The sequence below is a fragment of the Kitasatospora sp. cg17-2 genome (assembly GCF_054031055.1).
Map to the genome: position 1 here is coordinate 2,335,269 of NZ_CM132923.1, position 18,532 is coordinate 2,353,800.

6 protein-coding genes are annotated in these 18,532 nt (G+C 75.7%); all 6 read right to left on the reverse strand.

Annotation, left to right across the window (positions count from 1 at the left end; translation table 11 throughout):
* Nucleotides 1–7 precede the first annotated feature (7 nt).
* The 6 genes from ACW14Y_RS09215 to ACW14Y_RS09240 all read right to left on the reverse strand — a co-directional run bounded on the left by ACW14Y_RS09215 (nucleotide 8) and on the right by ACW14Y_RS09240 (nucleotide 18,512).
* Nucleotides 8–1,303, reverse strand: a complete 1,296-nt coding sequence (locus tag ACW14Y_RS09215; RefSeq protein ID WP_380390302.1) for an MFS transporter — start codon at nucleotides 1,301–1,303, stop codon at nucleotides 8–10.
* The gene (locus tag ACW14Y_RS09220) at nucleotides 1,300–14,844 is read right to left on the reverse strand and encodes an amino acid adenylation domain-containing protein (protein WP_456986491.1); all 13,545 of its coding nucleotides are present in this window, start codon (nucleotides 14,842–14,844) and stop codon (nucleotides 1,300–1,302) included. The genes ACW14Y_RS09215 and ACW14Y_RS09220 overlap by 4 nt, the downstream gene beginning before the upstream one ends.
* A gap of 45 nt (nucleotides 14,845–14,889) precedes the next feature.
* Nucleotides 14,890–15,888 (reverse strand): TauD/TfdA family dioxygenase, encoded by a 999-nt coding sequence (locus ACW14Y_RS09225; protein ID WP_456988115.1) that lies wholly within the window; start codon nucleotides 15,886–15,888, stop codon nucleotides 14,890–14,892.
* A gap of 8 nt (nucleotides 15,889–15,896) precedes the next feature.
* Nucleotides 15,897–16,109 (reverse strand): MbtH family protein, encoded by a 213-nt coding sequence (locus ACW14Y_RS09230; protein WP_043472778.1) that lies wholly within the window; start codon nucleotides 16,107–16,109, stop codon nucleotides 15,897–15,899.
* A gap of 238 nt (nucleotides 16,110–16,347) precedes the next feature.
* Nucleotides 16,348–17,532 (reverse strand): cytochrome P450, encoded by a 1,185-nt coding sequence (locus ACW14Y_RS09235; protein ID WP_380299472.1) that lies wholly within the window; start codon nucleotides 17,530–17,532, stop codon nucleotides 16,348–16,350.
* Nucleotides 17,526–18,512 (reverse strand): thioesterase II family protein, encoded by a 987-nt coding sequence (locus tag ACW14Y_RS09240; RefSeq protein ID WP_456986492.1) that lies wholly within the window; start codon nucleotides 18,510–18,512, stop codon nucleotides 17,526–17,528. Before ACW14Y_RS09240 ends, ACW14Y_RS09235 begins: the two co-directional genes overlap by 7 nt.
* Between the last annotated feature and the right edge of the window lie 20 nt (nucleotides 18,513–18,532).

The following is an 18,532-nucleotide window of genomic DNA, read 5'->3' on the forward strand; positions in this document are numbered from 1 at the left end:
CGCGGGATCAGGCGGCGGCCGGGCGCTCGGGGAAGTCCCGACGGGCCCGCAGCGGGCCGGCCAGCAGCACGGCGCCCGCGGAGAGCAGAACCCCCGCCATGATCCAGATGGTGGTGCGGGCGCCGAGCACCTCGCCCAGCCAGCCGCCGAGCAGGGCGCCGACCGGGATGGCGCTGAAGTTGACGGTCGAGGCGCTGGCCCGGATGCGGCCGATCATCTCCGGCGGGCAGTAGGACTGGTAGAAGCTGCCGGCCAGGACGTTCCCGGCGATCACCCCGCAGACCGCGACCGACCAGGCGACCGCGCTCACCGCGAGCGGCAGCCGGGAGCCGGCCAGCGGCAGCAGCAGGATGAACGGCGCGGCGACCAGCTCGCAGAGCAGCAGCCCGCGGGCGGTGCCGAAGCGGCGGGCGATCCGCCCGGCCAGGGCGGCCCCGGCCAGTCCGCCGACCGACACCACCGCGAAGACGGCGCCGATGCCGCCGGGCGAGACCCCGACGCTGCGGACCAGGAAGATCGTCTGCACGGCCTGGATGCCGTTGAGGCCGAGGTTGCCGACCGCGCCGAACAGGGCGAGGTTGCGCAGGAACGGGTCCCCGGCCAGGAAGCGCACGCCCTCGCCGATCTCGCGCAGGATGCCGCGCCGCTCGGCCACCGGCGGCGGCGTCTCCTTCACCTTGATGCCGGCCAGGCAGACCGCCGACACCAGGTAGGTGATCGCGTCGGCCAGCAGTCCGCTGGCCGCGCCGAAGACCTGGGAGAGCAGGCCGGCCAGGCCGGGGCCGGCGATCTCGGCCGCCGAGTCCCCGGAGCGCAGCTTGACGTTGGCCTCCAGCAGGTCGTCCTTGGCGACCAGGGCCGGCAGCACCGCGCCGTACGCGGTGGAGAAGAACACCTTCACCGCGCCGGCCAGCAGCGCCACCAGGATCAGCTGCGCCATCGTCAGCGCGTCGAACCAGCCGGCCACCGGCACGCTGGCGAACAGCGCCAGCAGCAGCAGGTCGCAGACCAGCATCACCTTCAGCCGGGGCCAGCGGTCCACCCAGGCGCCGGCCAGCAGGCCGAGGAACAGCCACGGGACCCACGCGGAGGCGGTCAGCACGCCGACCATGAACGGCGAGGCGTCCAGGGTCACCACCGCCACCAGGGCGAGGGCGACATTGCCGACGGCGGTGCCGAGGCCGCTGGCCGTCTCACCGATCCAGAGCTTGCGGAAGTTGCCCTGGGCCCAGAGGCCCCAGCGGCTGCGGCGGGGCCCTTCGTCGACTGCGGGCGGTTCGACCGGGACGGTACTCGTGCTCATCGGGGGTCACTCTCCAGCGTCTCGGCCAGCACGGCGGCGATCCGTGCGAGGGGCTCGGGTTGGGTCAGGGCGCCGTGCGCGCAGTCGATCCGGTGGGCGGCGACCCCGCCGGTGAGGTACGGGGCCCAGGCGGCCTCGTAGGGCCAGTCGGCGGGCTTGTCGGCGGTGGCGCCGACGAAGACGGCCGGGCCCCGGTAGTGGCCGGGCACGTGCTCGGCCATCAGCTTGCGGTGGTGCTCGAAGACGTCCGGCAGCAGTGCCGCCGCCTCGCCCAGCAGGGCGGTCAGTTCGGCCTGCCCGCGCCCGTCGGCCGGGTCGTAGCCCAGCGAGGCGAGCAGTTCGGCGAGGGTCTCCACCGGGTCGTCGGAGGCCGGCGGCTCCTCGGTGGCCGGGCCGACCGGGAGGCCGTCGAGCAGGGCCAGCAGGCCCACCTCCTGGCCGGCCGCCCGGAGCTGGACGGCCATCTCCTGGGCGACCACCGCGCCGAACGACCAGCCGAGCAGGTGGTAGGGGCCCTGCGGGCGGACGGCGCGGATCTCCCGCACGTAGTCGGCGGCGATCCCGGTCACGGAGTCCGGGGAGCCGCCGCGCAGGCCCCGGGCCTGGAGGCCGAACACCGGCCGGTCCGGGTCGAGGTGGCGCAGCAGGCCGGAGTAGACCCAGCTGATGCCGGCGGCCGGGTGGACGCAGAACAGCGGGGCCTTGCCGCCGCCGGTCCGCAGCGGGAGCAGGACGTCCAGGGCGTCGGAGCCGTCCGGGGCCTCGGAGCCCCGGTCGGCCGCGGCCTCCAGCCGGCGGGCCAGACCGGCCGGCGTCGGGGCCTCGAACAGGGCCCGCATGCCGAGGTCGGCGCGCTCGCCGAGCTCGTCCGCGAGGGCGGCGCGGATCCGGCCGAGCAGCTTCATCGCCAGCAGCGAGTGGCCGCCGAGGTCGAAGAAGCCGTCGTCGATCGAGACCCGCTCGACCCCGAGCACCTCGCCGAAGAGGCCGCAGAGCAGCTCCTCGTACGGGGTGCGCGGCGCGCGGCCGCCCGGGAGCCGGGTGAAGTCGGGGGCGGGCAGGGCCCGCACGTCGACCTTGCCGCTGGCGGTGAGCGGGAGGGCGTCGAGCAGGACGACCGCCGCCGGGACCATGTAGCCGGGCAGCGACTCGGCCGCGAAGGCCCGCAGGTCGGCCGGGTCCAGCGGTCCGGTCGCGCGGTCCCTCCCCTGGTCCGGGACGACGTGGGCGACCAGGCGGGGGCCGGCGGCGCCGTCCTCGCGGGCGGTCACGGTGGCGGCCAGCACCCGGGGGTGGCGGGTCAGCACGTGCTCGATCTCGCCGAGCTCGATCCGGAAGCCGCGGATCTTGACCTGGTGGTCGGTGCGGCCGAGGTAGTCGATCCCGCCCTCCCTGGTGCGGCGCACCAGGTCGCCGGTCCGGTACATCCGGGCGCCGGGCGTGAACGGGTCGGCGACGAAGCGCTCGGCGGTCAGCGCCGGGCGGCCCAGGTAGCCCCGGGCCAGGCCGGGACCGCTCAGGTACAGCTCGCCGGGCACGCCCACCGGGACCGGCGCCAGGCGCTCGTCCAGCACCAGGGCCCGGGTGCCGAGCACGGGGCGGCCGAGCGAGGGGCGCTCGGAGTCCGCGAACGGCTGGACCAGGGCGTCGACGGTGGACTCGGTCGGACCGTAGAGGTTGTGGGCGGTGGTGTGCGGGGCCTCGCGCAGCCTGGTCCACAGGGACTGGCCGACGGCCTCGCCACCGAGCAGCACCACGGTCGGGGCCGGGCCCTGCGGCGCGGCGGGGTCGAGCAGGCCCTCGTCGAGGAGCTGTTCGGCGTAGGAGGGGGTGACCTCCAGGACGTCGATCCGCTCGGTGCGCAGGTGCCGGACGAGCGCGGCGGCGTCGCGCCGGACCTCGTCGCCGACCAGGTGCAGTTCGTGGCCGGCGACCAGCCACAGCAGGCCGTCCCAGGAGGCGTCGAAGCAGAGCGAGGCGGTCAGCGCGACCCGGCGGCGCCCGCCGTCCCGTTCGCCCGCGCCGATCGGGCCGGTGGGCGCGCGGTGCGAGGCGAGCAGGGCGGCGATCGAGCCGTGGCCGACCACCACGCCCTTGGGGCGGCCGGTGGAGCCGGAGGTGTAGACGACGTAGGCGGCGTCCGCCGGGTCCGACGCGGCCTCCGGGGCCGGGGCGGCCTCCGGTCGGGGACCGTGCACCGGGAGGACGGTCAGGCCGGCGAGCAGTTCCGGCAGCGGCCAGCCCTCGTCGGTGAGGACGAGCCCGGGCGCGGCGTCGGCGAGCATCGCCGCCGTCCGCTCGGCCGGGTACTCGGCGTCCAGCGGGAGCGAGACCCCGCCGGAGCGCAGGACGGCCAGCACGGCGACCACGGTCTCCGCCGAGCGCGGCAGGGCCAGCGCGACCACGGTGCCGGGACCGGCCCCGGCCGCCCGCAGGCGCTCGGCCAGCAGCGCGGCGCGGGCGTCCAGTTCGGCGAAGCTCAGGCGCAACTCGCCGAAGACCAGGGCGGTGGCGTCCGGGGTCGCCGCCACCTGGGCCGCGAACGCGGCCGGCAGCAGCGGGACCTCGGCCGGCAGCGCGGCGGCGGGGGCCAGCAGGGCGGCGCGCTCGGCACCGTCCAGCAGCTCCACCCGGCCGATCGACGCCGCCGGGTCCGCGACGACGGCGGCCAGCAGCCGACCGAAGCGGACCGCGATCGCCTCCACCGTCTCCCGGTCGAACAGGTCGGTGGCGAAGTCGATCGCGCACTCCAGACCGGCCGGGGCGCCCTCGGCGTCGAAGGACTCCCCCATGCCGACGGAGAGGTCGAACTTGGCGACGTACCCGCCGACCGGTTCGATCGCGGCCGGCAGTCCGGCCAGGTCGAGCGGGGCGTCGCCGCCGGTCGCGCCCTGGCTCGCGCCCTCCAGCAGCAGCATCACCTGGAACAGCGGATGCCGGGCCAGCGAGCGGGCCGGGTTGAGCTCCTCGACCAGCCGCTCGAACGGCACGTCCTGGTGGGCGTGGGCGTCCAGCTGGGCCTCCCGGACCCGTCCGAGCAGCTCGGCGAAGGCCGGGTCCCCGGACGTATCGGTGCGCAGCACCAGGGTGTTGACGAAGAAGCCGACCAGCTCGTCCAGCGCCTCGTCCGTACGGCCCGCGACCACCGAGCCGATCGGCACGTCCGTACCGGCGCCGAGGCGGGTCAGCAGCGCGGCCAGGCCGGCCTGGAGGGTCATGAACATCGTCACCCGGTGCTCGCGCGCCAGGGCGGTCAGACCGCGGTGGAGCTCGGCGCCGAGCGGGAGCACCACCCGGTCGCCGCGGTGGGAGCTGTCGGCCCGCCGGGGGCGGTCCACCGGCAGCGCGATCTCCTCCGGGAGTCCGGCCAGCGCCTCGCGCCAGTGGGCGAGTTGGCGGGCGGCCGGGCTCTGCGGGTCGGCCTCGTCGCCGAGCAGCTCGCGCTGCCAGAGCACGTAGTCGGCGTACTGGACCGGCAGCGGGCGCAGGGCGGGGGCGGTGCCGTCGCGGCGGGCCGCGTAGGCGGCGGCGAGGTCGCGCAGCAGCGGCTCCATCGAGCGGCCGTCACCGGCGATGTGGTGCAGGACGAGCACGAGCAGGTGCTCCTGTGCCTCGCCTCGCTCCTGGTCACCGTCGCCGGCGGGCAGCAGCAGGGCCCGCAGCGGCAGGTCGGCGGCGAGGTCGAAGGGCAGGTCCGCGAAGGCCGCCACCTCCGCCGCCGGGTCGGCCGCCGGGACGGTGCGGTGCTCGAACGGGACCGGGGCCTCGGCGGCCGGGACGATCCGCTGGTACGGCTCACCGTCCTGCTCGGCGATCACGGTGCGCAGGCTCTCGTGCCGGGCCACCACGTCGGTCAGGGCGGCGGCCAGGACGGCGGGGTCGAGCGGGCCGCCGATCCGCAGCGCGAGCGGCAGGTTGTAGAGGCCGGAGGGGCCCTCCATCCGGTCGATCAGCCAGAGCCGGCGCTGCGCGGAGGAGAGCGGCAGCCGCTCGGGGCGCGGGCCGGCCGTCGGCGCGGGCCCGGCCTCGGCGCCGCCGTCCAGCCGCTGGGCGAGGCCGGCCACGGTCGGGGCCTCGAAGACGTCCCGGATACCGAGTTCGGTGCCGAGGGTGGCCCGGACCCGGGCGGCCAGCTTCATGGCGAGCAGCGAGTGGCCGCCGAGGGCGAAGAAGTCGTCGTCGATCGAGACCCGCTCGACGCCGAGCACCTCGCCGAAGAGGCCGCAGAGGATCTCCTCGCGGGCGGTGCGGGCGGCGCGGCCGCCGGCGAAGAGGGCGAAGTCGGGGGCGGGCAGGGCCCGGCGGTCGACCTTGCCGCTGCCGGTGAGCGGCAGCGCGTCGAGCGGGACGACGGCGGCCGGGACCATGTGGGCGGGCAGCCACTCGGCGGCGAACCGGCGCAGCTCCTGGGCGAGTTCGACACCGTTGTCGGAGGTGCCGGTGGCGCAGTGGGCGACCAGCCGGCGGTCGCCGTCGGCGCCCTCGTGCACGGTCACCACGGTCTGCCGGACGGCCTCGTGGCGGGTCAGCGCCTGCTCGATCTCACCGAGTTCGATCCGGAAGCCGCGGATCTTGACCTGGTGGTCGGTGCGGCCCAGGTAGTCGATGCCGCCGTCCCTGGTGCGGCGCACCAGGTCCCCGGTCCGGTACATCCGGGCGCCGGGCGTGAACGGGTCGGCGACGAAGCGTTCGGCCGTCAGCGCCGGGCGGCCCAGGTAGCCGCGGGCCAGGCTGCGGCCGGTCAGGTACAGCTCGCCGGGCACCCCGACCGGGACCGGCGCCAGGTACTCGTCCAGGACGTGGGCGCGGGTGCCGAGCACGGGGTGGCCCAGCGAGGGGCGCTCGGAGTCCGCGAACGGCTGGACCAGGGTGTCGACGGTGGCCTCGGTGGGGCCGTAGAGGTTGTGGCCGGTGAGCCCCGGGGTCTCCCGCAGCCTGGTCCAGAGTGCTTGGCCGACGGCCTCGCCGCCGAGCAGCAGCACCCCGGGGGCCGTACCGTTCTCGCCGTCCTCGTCGTCCTCGTCCAACAGGCCCTCGGCGAGCAGCTGTTCGGCGTAGGAGGGGGTGACGTTGACGACGGTGATGCCGGTGCCGCGCACATGGCGGACCAGCGCGGCCGCGTCGCGGCGCAACTCGTCGCCGATCAGGTGCAGTTCGTGACCGGCGACCATCCAGAGCAGGCTGTCCCAGGAGGCGTCGAAGCAGAGCGAGGCGGTCAGGGCGACACTCGGCCGGCCGGGCCGGCGCTCCGCTCCGGCGAAGGTCTCGGCCCGGTGCTGGGCCAGCAGAGCGGCGATCGAACCGTGGCTCACCAGCACGCCCTTGGGGCGGCCGGTGGAGCCGGAGGTGTAGATGACGTAGGCGGCGTGGGCCGCCCCGATCCGCAGCGGCGGGGCCCCGGCGGGCTGCTCCGACCAGGCCTCGGCGTCGGCGGGCAGGACGGTTTGGCCCTCCAACGCCTCGGGCAGCGGCCAGTCCCCGGTGCTGAGCACGGCCGCCGGGCGGGCGTCGGCCAGCATGTGGGCGGTGCGCTCCAGCGGGTACTCGGCGTCCAGCGGCAGGAAGGCCGCGCCGGCCTTGAGCACGGCGAGTTGGGCGACGACGGTCTCCGCCGAGCGGGGCAGGGCGAGCGCGACCACGGACTCCGGGCCGATGCCGGCGGCCAGCAGGCCGTGCGCGAGCCGGTTCGCCCGGGCGTCCAACTCCGCGTAGCTGAGCCGGAGTCCGCCGAAGACCAGGGCGGTGGCGGCCGGGGTCGCGGCCACCTGGGCGGCGAACGCGGCGGGGACGAGCGGGAGGTCGGCGGGCAGCGCGGCGGCGGGGGCGAGCAGGGCGGCGCGCTCGGCGCCGTCCAGCAGCTCCACCCGGCCGATCGACGCCGTTGGGTCCGCCACCACGGCGGCCAGCAGCCGGCCGAAGCGGGCGGCGATCGCCTCCACCGTCTCCCGGTCGAACAGGTCGGTGGCGAAGTCGATCGCGCAGTCCAGACCGGCGGGCGCGCCGTCCGGGCCGAAGAACTCCTCCAGGGTGACGTTGAGGTCGAACTTGGCGACCCCGGTGTCCGAGGCCAGTGCCTCGACCTCCAGGCCGGGCAGCTCCAACTCCCCCTCGTCGGTGGACTGGAGCACCATCGCGACCTGGAACAGCGGGTGCCGGGCCAGCGAGCGGGCCGGGTTGAGCTCCTCCACCAGCCGCTCGAACGGCACGTCCTGGTGGGCGAAGGCGCCGAGGCCGGTCTCCCGGACCCGGCCCAGCAGCTCGGCGAAGGCCGGGTCCCCGGACGTGTCGGTGCGCAGCACCAGGGTGTTGACGAAGAACCCGACCAGCTCGTCCAGCGCCTCGTCGGAGCGGCCCGCGACCACCGAGCCGATCGGCACGTCCGTACCGGCGCCGAGCCTGGTGAGCAGCGCGGCCAGCGCGGCCTGGAGGGTCATGAACATCGTCACCCGGTGCTCGCGGGACAGCGCGACCAGCCCGGCGTGCAGTCCGGCGTCGATCGGCAGCGCGACCCGGTCGCCGCGGTGGCCGGCCCGGGCGCCGCGCGGGCGGTCGGCCGGCAGCGCGATCTCCTCCGGCAGGTCGGCCAGGGTCTCGCGCCAGTAGGCGAGTTGGCGGGACACCAGGCTCTGCGGGTCGGCCTCGTCGCCGAGCAGCTCGCGCTGCCAGAGCGCGTAGTCCGCGTACTGGACGGCGAGCGGTTCGAGCACCGGCGGCTCGCCGCCGAGGCGCAGCGTGTAGGCCTCGGTGAGGTCGCGCAGCAGCGGGCCCATCGACCAGCCGTCGCCGGCGATGTGGTGCAGCGCGACGACGAGCACGTGCTCGTACTCCGACACCCGGAGCAGGGTGACCCGCACCGGCGGCTCGGCGGCCAGGTCGAACGGGCGGCGGCCCGCGCGGTCGACCTCGGCCTCGACGGACTCCGGTGCGCAGTCGAGGAGTTCGACCGGGACGGCGGCCTCGGCCGGGGTCAGGATCCGCTGGTACGGCTCGCCCTCGTGCTCGGCGACCACGGTGCGCAGGCTCTCGTGCCGGGCGACCAGGTCGGTCAGGGCGGCGGTGAGCGCGTCCCGGTCGAGCAGTCCGGTGAGGCGCAGCGCGAACGGCATGTTGTAGAGGGCGGAGGGGCCCTCCATCCGGTCGAGCAGCCAGAGCCGGCGCTGCGCGGAGGAGAGCGGCAGCCGCTCGGGGCGCGGGCCGGCGGTCAGGGCCGGGCGGGCGTCGGCCCCGTCGAGGCGCTCGACCAGGCCGGCCACGGTCGGGGCCTCGAAGACGTCCCGGATGCCGAGTTCGGCGCCGAGCGTGGCGCGGACGCGGCTGAGCAGCTTGGTGGCGAGCAGCGAGTGGCCGCCGAGGGCGAAGAAGTCGTCGTCGATCGAGACCTCGGGCACGCCGAGGATCTCGCCGAAGAGGCCGCAGAGGATCTGCTCGCGCGGGGTGCGGGCGGCCCGGCCGGCTCCGGCGGCGGCGGTGAAGTCGGGGGCGGGCAGGGCGGCCCGGTCGATCTTGCCGTTGACGTTGAGCGGCAGCGCGGCCAGGGCGGTGAAGGCCGCCGGGACCATGTAGTCGGGCAGGGCGGCGGCGGCGTGGGCGCGCACCGAGGCGAGGTCGAGCGCGGCCGGGTCGGCGCCGGCCGCGACGGCCAGGTGGGCGACCAGCCGGGTGCCGGCGGTGCCGTCCTGGTGCGGCAGCACGGCGGCCTGCACCACCGCGGGGTGGGCGGTCAGCACGGCCTCGATCTCGCCGAGCTCGATCCGGAAGCCGCGCACCTTGACCTGGTGGTCGGTGCGGCCGAGGTACTCCACGGTGCCGTCGGAGCGGCGCCGGGCGAGGTCCCCGGTGCGGTACATCCGGAGGCCGGTGTCGTAGGGGTCGGCGACGAAGCGCTCGGCGCTCAGCGCCGGGCGGCCGAGGTAGCCGCGGGCCAGGCCGGGGCCGCTCAGGTACAGCTCGCCGGGGACGCCGACCGGTACCGGGCGCAGCCGGGCGTCCAGCAGGTGGGCGCGCAGGTTGGGCAGCGGCCGGCCGATCACCGGGCGGGCGACGGCGCCGTCCAGCCGGTGGTGCAGGGCGTCGACGGTGCACTCGGTCGGCCCGTACAGGTTGAACACGACGGTGTCGGGCGCGGCGCTCAGGGTGGTCCAGAGCTGCTGGCCGCAGGCCTCGCCGCCGATCATCAGCACGGCGGGCGGGGCGACGGTGAGCAGCCCTTCCTCGACCAGGCGTTCGGCGAGGGCGGGGGTGACGTCGAGGGTGTCGGCGCCGGTGCGGGCCAGGTAGCCGACGATGCCCGCCGCGTCGCGGCGCAGGTCGTCGTCGAGCAGGTGCAGCTCCTGGCCGGCGACCATCCAGAGCACCGCTTCGAGCGAGGTGTCGAAGGACAGCGAGGCGGTGGCGGCGAAGGCGAACCGCCGCCCGGGGTGGGCCTGCTGGGCGGGGGCGAGGGTCCCGGCCCGGTGGAAGGCGAGCAGGTGGGCGAGGCCGCCGTGGCGGACCACGACGCCCTTGGGGCGGCCGGTGGAGCCGGAGGTGTAGATGACGTAGGCGGCGTTCTCGGGGCCGAGCTCGACCTCGGGTTCGTCGGCGGGCAGTTCCGCCCAGGGCGCGGCGTCGGCGGGCAGCACGGTGTGTCCGGCCAGGACCTCGGGCAGCGGCCAGGCGTCGGTGCTGAGCACGGCGGCCGGGCGGGCGTCGGCGAGCATGCCCGCCAGCCGGTCGCGCGGGTAGTCGGAGTCCAGCGGCAGGTAGGCGGCGCCGGCCTTGAGCACGGCGAGCAGGGCGACGATCGACTCGGCGGAGCGGGGCACGGCGAGCGCGACCAGTGACTCGGGGCCGATCCCGGCGCCGGCCAGACCCTGGGCGAGCCGGTTGGCGCGGGCGTCCAGCTCGGCGAAGCTCAGCCGCTGCTCGCCGAAGACCAGCGCGGTGGCGTCGGGGGTGGCGGCGGCCTGGGCGGCGAACGCGGCGGGGAGGAGCTGCTCGCCGCCGGGGCGTCCGGTGTCGTGCCAGCGGGCGAGGTCCTCGCGGCCCTCGTCGCCGAGCACGTCCAGTTCGGCGACCGGGCGGTCGGGTCGTTCGGCGACCTGGTCGAGCAGGCCGGCCAGCGCGGCGGCGAGCCGTTCGGCGGTGGCCCGGTCGAACAGGTCGACGGCGAACTCCAGGCCGCCGGAGAGGCCGGCCGGGGAACCGTCGAGGTCCAGCCGCTCGGACAGGTTGAGGGTCAGGTCGAAGGGGGTGGTGGGCAGGCCCAGCGGCTCGTACGCGGCGCGGGTACCGGGGAACTCCGGCCCGCCGCCGGTGGTGTTGTCGAAGGCGATCATCACCTGGAACAGCGGGTGCCGGGCCAGGGTGCGGGCCGGGTTGAGCTCCTCGACCAGCCGCTCGAACGGCACGTCCTGGTGGGCGTAGGCGGCCAGGTCGGCGTCCCGGACCCGGCCCAGCAGCTCGGTGAAGCTGGGCGAGCCGCTCAGGTCGGTGCGCAGCACCAGGGTGTTGGCGAAGAAGCCGACCAGCTCGTCCAGGGCCGGGTCGAGCCGGCCCGCCAGCGGGGTGCCCATCGGGACGTCGTCCCCGGCGCCGAAGCGGTGCAGCAGGGTGGCCCAGGCGGCCTGGAGCACCATGAACAGGGTGACGCCGTGCCGGCCGGCCAGGTCGGCGAGCCGGGCGTGCAGGGCGGCGTCGAGGTCCAGCTCGACGACGTCGCCGCGATGGGTCGGCACCGGCGGGCGGGGGCGGTCCAGCGGCAGCGGCAGCTCGTCCGGCAGTCCGGACAGGGCCTCGCGCCAGTGGTCGAGCTGACGGGACAGCAGCGAGCGCGGGTCGGTGTCTGCGCCGAGCAGCCGGTACTGCCAGAGGGTGTAGTCGGCGTACTGGACGGGCAGCGGGAGCGGCTCGGCGGCCGTGCCGTCGCGGTGGGCGGTGTAGGCCCCGGCGAGGTCGCGGAACAGCGGGCGCAGCGACCAGCCGTCGCCGGCGATGTGGTGCAGCACCAGGGTGAGCACGTGCTCCTCGGGCCCCTCCGGGCACAGGTACGCGTGCAGCGGGACGTCCTCGGCCAGGTCGAAGAGGTGGCCGACGAGGTCCTGCGCCGGGCGGTCGGTGACGGTGAGCAGCGGCCCGGGCGGGCCGTCCAGGACCCGCTGGTGCGGCACGCCGTCGAGTTCGGTGAAGACGGTGCGCAGCGACTCGTGCCGGGCCACCACGTCGCCGAGGGCGCGTTCCAGGGCGGCGGTGTCGAGCGGGCCGGACAGCCGCAGGGCGAGGGTGACGTTGTAGGTGGCGGCGGGGCCCTCGGCCTTGCCGAGGAACCACAGGCGGCGCTGGGCGAAGGACACCGGCAGGTGCTCGGGGCGCAACTCGGGGAGCAGGGCCGGGCGGGCCGGGGCGTCGCCGTCGGCGAGCCGGGCGGCGAGGGCGGCGACGGTCGGGGCCTGGAAGAGGTCGCCGATGGCGAGTTCGGCGCCGAGGTCGGCGCGGACCCGGCCGACCAGGCGGGTGGCGAGCAGCGAGTGGCCGCCGAGGGCGAAGAAGTCGTCGTCGACGGTGATGTCCTCGATGCCGAGGATCTCGCCGAACAGCGCGCACAGGGCCCGCTCGCGCTCGTCGCGCGGGGCGCGGCCGGCCGGGTCGGTGCCGAGCTCGGGGGCGGGCAGGGCGCGCCGGTCGACCTTGCCGTTGGCGTTCAGCGGCAGCGCCGGAAGTACCACCACGGCGGAGGGCACCATGTAGCCCGGCAGTGTCGCGGCGGCGAACTCCTTGAGTTCGGCGGCGAGTTCGGGGCGTCCTTCGAGGGCCTCGGCGGTCACGGCGCAGTAGCCGACCAGCCGGGTGTCGCCGGGGCGGTCCTCGCGGGCGACCACGATGACCTGGCGGACGGCGGGGTGGCCGGAGAGCACGGCCTCGATCTCGCCGAGCTCGATCCGGAAGCCGCGCAGCTTGACCTGGCCGTCGATCCGGCCGAGGAACTCGATCGCACCGTCCGCGCGGCGGCGCACCAGGTCGCCGGTGCGGTACATCCTGCCGCCGGTCCCGAACGGGTCCGCGACGAAGCGCTCGGCGGTCAGCGCGGCGCGCCGCCAGTAGCCGCGGGCCAGGCCGGCCCCCGCGATGTACAGCTCGCCGGGCACGACGGGCGGCACCGGCTGGAGGCGGGCGTCCAGGACGTGGGTGCGCATGTTGTCCAGCGGGCCGCCGATCGGGGCCCGGGCGCCGTCCAGGTCGGCCGGGAGCAGGTGGCGGTGGGTGGCGAAGGTGGTCGCCTCGGTGGGCCCGTAGACGTGGGCCAGCAGCAGGTCGGGGCAGTGCTCCAGGACCCGGCGCATCAGGGTGCCGGAGGCCGCCTCGCCGCCGGTGCAGACCGTGCGCAGGGCGCGGAAGGTCTCCGGGGCCTGCTCGGCGACCAGGTCGAACAGCGCCTTGGTGAGGAAGACCGCGGTGACGCCGTGCCGGGTGGCGACGGTGTGCAGGGCCTCCGCGTCCATGGTGCCGGGCGGGGCGACGACGACGGTGCCGCCGTGCAGCAGCGGCGTCCACAGCTCGTAGGTGGCGGCGTCGAAGGCGTGCGGGGAGTGCAGCAGGATCCGCTCGTGCCGACCGTCGCGCCAGCGGCGGTCGTCGGCGAGGTCGACCACGTCGCGGTGGCGGACCGCGACGCCCTTGGGGGTGCCGGTGGAGCCGGAGGTGAACATCACGTAGGCGAGTCGGTCCGGGTGGACGGGCAGCCCGGGGTCGTGCTCGGGTGCCCCGGCCTCGTCGCCGGGGCGGACCACGACGGCCCCGTGGGCGAAGCCGGGCTCGGCGCGGTCGGTGATCAGCACGGGCGCGGCGGTGTCGGCGAGCAGGGCGGTCATCCGCTCGGGCGGCAGGCTCGCGTGCATCGGCACGTAGCAGCCGCCGGCCTTGAGCACGGCGAGGGTGGCGACGACCAGGTCCACCGAGCGCTCCATCAGCAGCGCGACCGGGGACTCCGGGCCGACGCCGACGGCGATCAGGTGGTGGGCGAGCCGGTTGGCGCGGGCGTCGAGCTCGGCGTAGCCGACCTCGCCGCCGTCGTGGGCGAGGGCGACCGCGTCCGGGGTGCGGGCGGCCTGCGCCGCGAACAGCCCGGGCAGCGAGCCGGTGCGGACCGGCGCGGCGGTGGCGTTCCAGTCCTCGGCGAGCCGGGCGCGCTCCTCGGGGGCGAGGATGTCCAGGGTGCCGATCGGCGCCGCGGGGTCGGCGGCCGCGGCGGCCAGCAGCCGGACGAAGCGGGCGAACAGCGTGTCGACGGTGGCCCGGTCGTACAGGTCGGCCGAGTACTCGACCGAGCCCTCCAGACCGGCCGGGGTGCCGTCCTGGTCGTGCCGCTCGGTGACGCCGATGTTGAGGTCGAACTTGGCGACCCGCAGGCCCAGCGGTTCGGGCGACGACTCCAGGCCGGGCAGGCCGAGTTCGCCCTCCTCGTGGTTCTGCAGCACCAGCAGGGTCTGGAACAGCGGGTGGCGGCCGAGCGCGCGGGCCGGGTTGACCTCCTCGACCAGCCGCTCGAACGGCACGTCCTGCTGGGCGAAGGCGTCCAGCTGGGCCTCCCGGACCCGGCCCACGAGTTCGGCGAAGGACGGATCCCCGGAGGTGTCGGTGCGCAGCACCAGGGTGTTGACGAAGAAGCCGACCAGGTCGTTCAGGGCCTCGTCGGAGCGGCCGGCCACACCGGTGCCGAGCGGGATGTCGGTGCCGGCGCCGAGCCGGGTGAACAGCGCGGCCAGGCCGGCCTGGAGGACGGCGAACAGGGTGGAGCGGTGGCGGCGGGCCAACTCGGCCAGCGCGGTGTGCAGTTCGGGGCCGAGGGTGAACGGGACGGCGTCGGCGGCGCCGGTCGGCACCGGCGGCCGGGGGCGGTCCACCGGCAGCTCCAGCTCCTCCGGCAGACCGGCCAGGACTCCTCTCCAGTGGTCGAGCTGACGACTCATCAGGCTGAACGGGTCGGACTCCTCGCCGAGCAGCTCGCGCTGCCACAGGGCGTAGTCGGCGTACTGGACCGGGAGCGGCTCCCAGTCCGGTGCGGCGCCGGCGAGGCGGGCGGTGTAGGCGGCGGCGAGGTCGCGCAGCAGCGGGCCGAGCGACCAGCCGTCACCGGCGATGTGATGGAGCACGACGAGCAGCACGTGCTCGGGAGTTTCCCCCTCGGTCGGGGTGTCCCCCTCGGTCGGGGTGAGCGAGAAGACCGTGACCCGGACGGGCGTTTCGGCACTCAGGTCGAAGGTGTGGGCGGCGGCCCGGTCCCGCAGGGCCGCGTAGTCGGCCGGCGCGCACTCCACCGTCGTGAAGGCGGTGCCCGCCTCCGCCGACGGCAGGATGTGCTGCACCGGCACGCCCTCGCCGTCCACCGGGAACACCGTGCGCAGGGCCTCGTGCCGGGCCACCACGTCCGCCGTCGCGGCGCGCAGCGCGTCGAGGTCGAGCGCGCCGCGCAGGCGGACCGCGAACGGCAGGTTGTAGAGCGCGGTCGGCCCTTCGATCTGGTCGATCAGCCAGAGACGCTGTTGTGCGTACGAAACCGGGATCACGGTGCTTCCTCTGCTCACGTCACGGGCGTGTGGTGGGGGACGCCGTCACGCGGGGACGGCGGTGGTCGGGAGGACGGACGGCTCGCAGTCGAGGACGTCGACCGGGCGGCCCATCGCGACGGCGATCTTCCGGTCGCCCCGGTACGGGTCGCGGCCGTGCGAGCACAGCACGTTGTCGACCAGCATCACGTCGCCGACCTGCCAGGTCTCCCGGACGGTGGCGGCCTCGTAGGCGGCGTTCAGCGCCTCGACGTCCTCGCGGGTGACCGGCTCGCGGTCGCCGAAGCCGGTGTGGAACGGCAGGCCGTCCGGGCCGAACTCCTCGACCATGGCCTCTCGGATGTCCGGGTCCAGCGACCACTCGTTCCAGAAGGCCAGGTGGTTGAACCAGACCTCCTCGCCGGTGTGCGGGTGGCGGATGGTGGCCGGCCGCAGCTGGTCGGTGCGCAGCGTGCCGTCCTCCAGCCACTCCCAGGTGATGCCGTTCTCCCGGCAGTACTGCTCGACCTCGGCGGGCTCCTCGGTGCCGAAGGCGGTCCGCCACGGCAGCGAGACGTACTCCGAGTAGCTGCGGCCGAGCGTCCAGCCGGTGGTCCGGCCGCGCTCGGCCAGGTGCGGCGGCAGCGCGGCGAGGACCTTGCGGACGTCCGCGGTCGGGGTGGCGCCGCCTTCCTCCGGGGCGATCAGGCAGGCGAACAGCAGCCGGCCGGGGAAGGTCAGGGTGTAGCTGTTCTCGTTGTGCATCCGGATCGGCAGCGCGGCCGCCAGGTCGGTGGACGAGAACACGCCGTTGCCGAAGTCGCTGCGCGGGGTGGCCTTCTCCCGGTACGGGGTGGGCTCGGGGATCAGCACGTCGCGGACGGCGGCGACGTCCTCGGTGGCCGCGACCGGCAGCCCGCGCAGGAAGATCGTGCCGTGCTCGTGCAGCGCGGCGGTCAGCTCGTCCTCGTGCTCGCGGAGCCAGGCGCAGCCCTCGGCGAGGTCGGCGACGGCCGGGACGCGGAGCAGGGCCGGACGGCCGGGGTTCAGCTCCCAGGTCAGCATGGCGGCGCTCACCGGTTCCCGAGGCCGGCGACCAGCGAGGCCGGGCGGATGTCGGTCCAGTTGGTCTCGATCCACTCCAGGCACTCCTGGCGGGGCGCCTCGCCGTGGACGGTGGTCCAGCCCGCCGGCACGTCGATCCAGACCGGCCACAGCGAGTGCTGGTTCTCGTCGTTGACCAGGACCAGGTAGCCGGCGTTGTCGTCCTCGAACGGGTTGCTCACGGTGCTCTCCTCGGTGAGGTGGTGGCGCGGTGCGGTGTGATTCGAAGGTAGGTGCGGGCCGGGTCCGGAAGCGGCACAAGGCCCGGCAGGTGAGCGGCAGTTCCGGGACTGCCGTCCTCCTGCGCGGGCCTCGGGCGCACGGGGTGGGAACGGGGGTGGAGCGGGGGTGGGGGTTCGGTCGGAAGAAGGGCTGGTCGGAAGGGTGGGCGCGGGGTTCCGGCGCGGTGCCGGCGCGGGCTCAGCGCGGGGTCAGCCGGACCGGGAAGCGGTCCAGGCCGAAGTTGATGATCGAGCGGTTGTACTCGACCGGACCGGCCGGCTCGATCGTCGCCGCCTTCTCCAGCGCCGCCGAGAACAGCGCGCTCAGCTCGGCCTTCGCCAGCGGCGCGCCGATGCAGTAGTGGGCGCCCAGGCCCAGCGCCAGGTGCTTGTTGGGCGAGCGGTCGAGCCGGATCTCCTCCGGCGCCTCGAAGGCCTCCGGGTCCCGGTTCGCCGACCACACCCAGACCGCGACCCGGTCGCCGCGCCGGATCTGCCGCCCGGCCAGCTCGATGTCCCGGGTGGCGGTGCGCAGCGTGTGCAGCCCGACCGAGGTCCAGCGCAGCAGCTCGTCCACGGCGGAGTCCATGTCCACCTCGCCGCGCTGCAGCGCCTGCCAGAGGTCCGGCCGGTTGACCAGGGTGTGCAGGCCCATCGCGGCGGTGTGGCGGACCGTCTGGACGCCGCCGACGACGATGTTGTCGAGGTTGAGCACGACGTCCTCGACCGGCATCAGCTTCCCGTTGACCTTGTAGGTGGCCATCATCGAGATGAGGTCGTCCTTGGGGTCGGTGCGCCGCAGCATCACCTGGTGCATCAGGTAGGGGATCAACTGCTGGTGCCCGGCCCGGCGTTCCTCCGGGGTGGCACCCAGGAAGGCCACGTCGCAGACCCGGACCATCATGTCGCGGTCCTTCTCCGGGACGTCCAGCAGGTCGCACATGACGGCCAGCGGCAGCGCGGACACCACGTCGACGAGGTCGGCCTCGCCCTGCTCCACGGCCCGGTCGAAGAGTTCGCCGGCCCGTTCGGCGATCGAGCGGGAGGCTCCGCGCACGCCGTTCTTGGAGAAGAACGGGTTGGCGGGCGCCCGCAGTTCGCGGTGCTTGGGCGGGTCGGTGAGGGCCATCATCCGGCCCGAGCCGACCGGGACGTTGCCGACGCCGGCGCCCAGCAGCGAGCCGGACTCGGAGCTGAACACGGCCGCGTTGCGCAGGACGTCGGCCGACTCCTTGTAGGTCATCACCGACCAGATCGGGCCGTCGTCCAGGCTGTCGGTGCGGTGGACGGGGGCCTCGCGGCGCAGCTCGGCGACCAGGGCCGGAGTCTCGGGGCGCGCCCACAGGGCGGGGTCGGTGAGATCGACGGAAGTGGTGGTCACCATGACGGCTGCTCCTCGGTGGCGGTGGCACTGGCACTGGCGGTGGCGGTGGCGGTGCTGGACGTGGGGTCGGCCGCCGCGCGGCCGGACAGCAGAGAGTTCAGGAGGTCGACCGGGCCGGGCCGGTCGACGGTGGCGAGCAGGTGCCCGCCGGGCAGGACCAGCTGGTCGAAGGCGCCCCGGGTGTGGGCGGCCCAGCCAGAGAGGTCGGTGGTGGCGAGCATCGGGTCCTCGGCGCCGGCCAGCGCGTACAGCGCGGAGGCGAGCGGCGGGTGCGGGTGGTGGCGGTAGGTGGCGCTGACCGCGAGGTCGGTGCGGATACCGCCGAGGGCGAGTTCCACCAGCTCGGGATCCGCGCTGACCAGCTCCTCCAGGCCGGTCAGGCGCAGGAGTTCGGCCGCGTCGAGGTCCTTGGACTCCCGCTCGGTCCACTCGGCCGGGCCGGGCGCGCCGGCCACCACCACGAGTTCGGGGCGGAGATCGGCCGGCAGGGCCCGGGCCACCTCGTAGGCGAGCAGGGCGCCGAAGCTCTGCCCGTAGAAGGCGGCCCGGCGGCCGGGGGCCAGGTGCGGGGCGATCACCCGGGCGACCTCGGCCGTCAGCGCGGCGAAGTCGGCGGGCATCGGGTCCCGACTCCGGCCGCCGCGGGCCGGCGGGCGCAGCGCCCACACCTCGGTGGCGGGGGCGAGGGCCCGGGCCAGCGGGGTGAAGGCGGTGGCGTCGCCGCCGGCGTGCGGGAAGCAGAACAGCCGGACGGCGGCGGCGGGCCGGGGTGCGGGGAGGAGGAACCAGTCGCCCTCGATCCGCGGGCGGGCGGCGGGGACCGGGGTCGCCACCGGGCCGGTGGTGGCCGGGGCGCGGCGAACGGCCGGGGTGGCGGGCAGCGGGGCGGCGGCCGGGCGCGGGCGGGCGACCAGCGGCGGACGCGCGGCGGGACCGGGGGCCGTAGGCGTCGTCGGGGTCGTAGGCGTCGTGGGGGTCATGGGCGTCGTCGGGGTCGTGG

Excerpts from the sequence above, each read along its gene's own strand:
- ACW14Y_RS09215 (WP_380390302.1), bottom strand. The coding sequence starts at position 1,303 with ATGAGCACGAGTACCGTCCCGGTCGAACCGCCCGCAGTCGACGAAGGG.
- ACW14Y_RS09240 (WP_456986492.1), bottom strand. The coding sequence starts at position 18,512 with ATGACCCCCACGACGCCTACGACCCCGACGACGCCTACGGCCCCCGGT.
- ACW14Y_RS09235 (WP_380299472.1), bottom strand. The coding sequence starts at position 17,532 with ATGGTGACCACCACTTCCGTCGATCTCACCGACCCCGCCCTGTGGGCG.
- ACW14Y_RS09225 (WP_456988115.1), bottom strand. The coding sequence starts at position 15,888 with ATGCTGACCTGGGAGCTGAACCCCGGCCGTCCGGCCCTGCTCCGCGTC.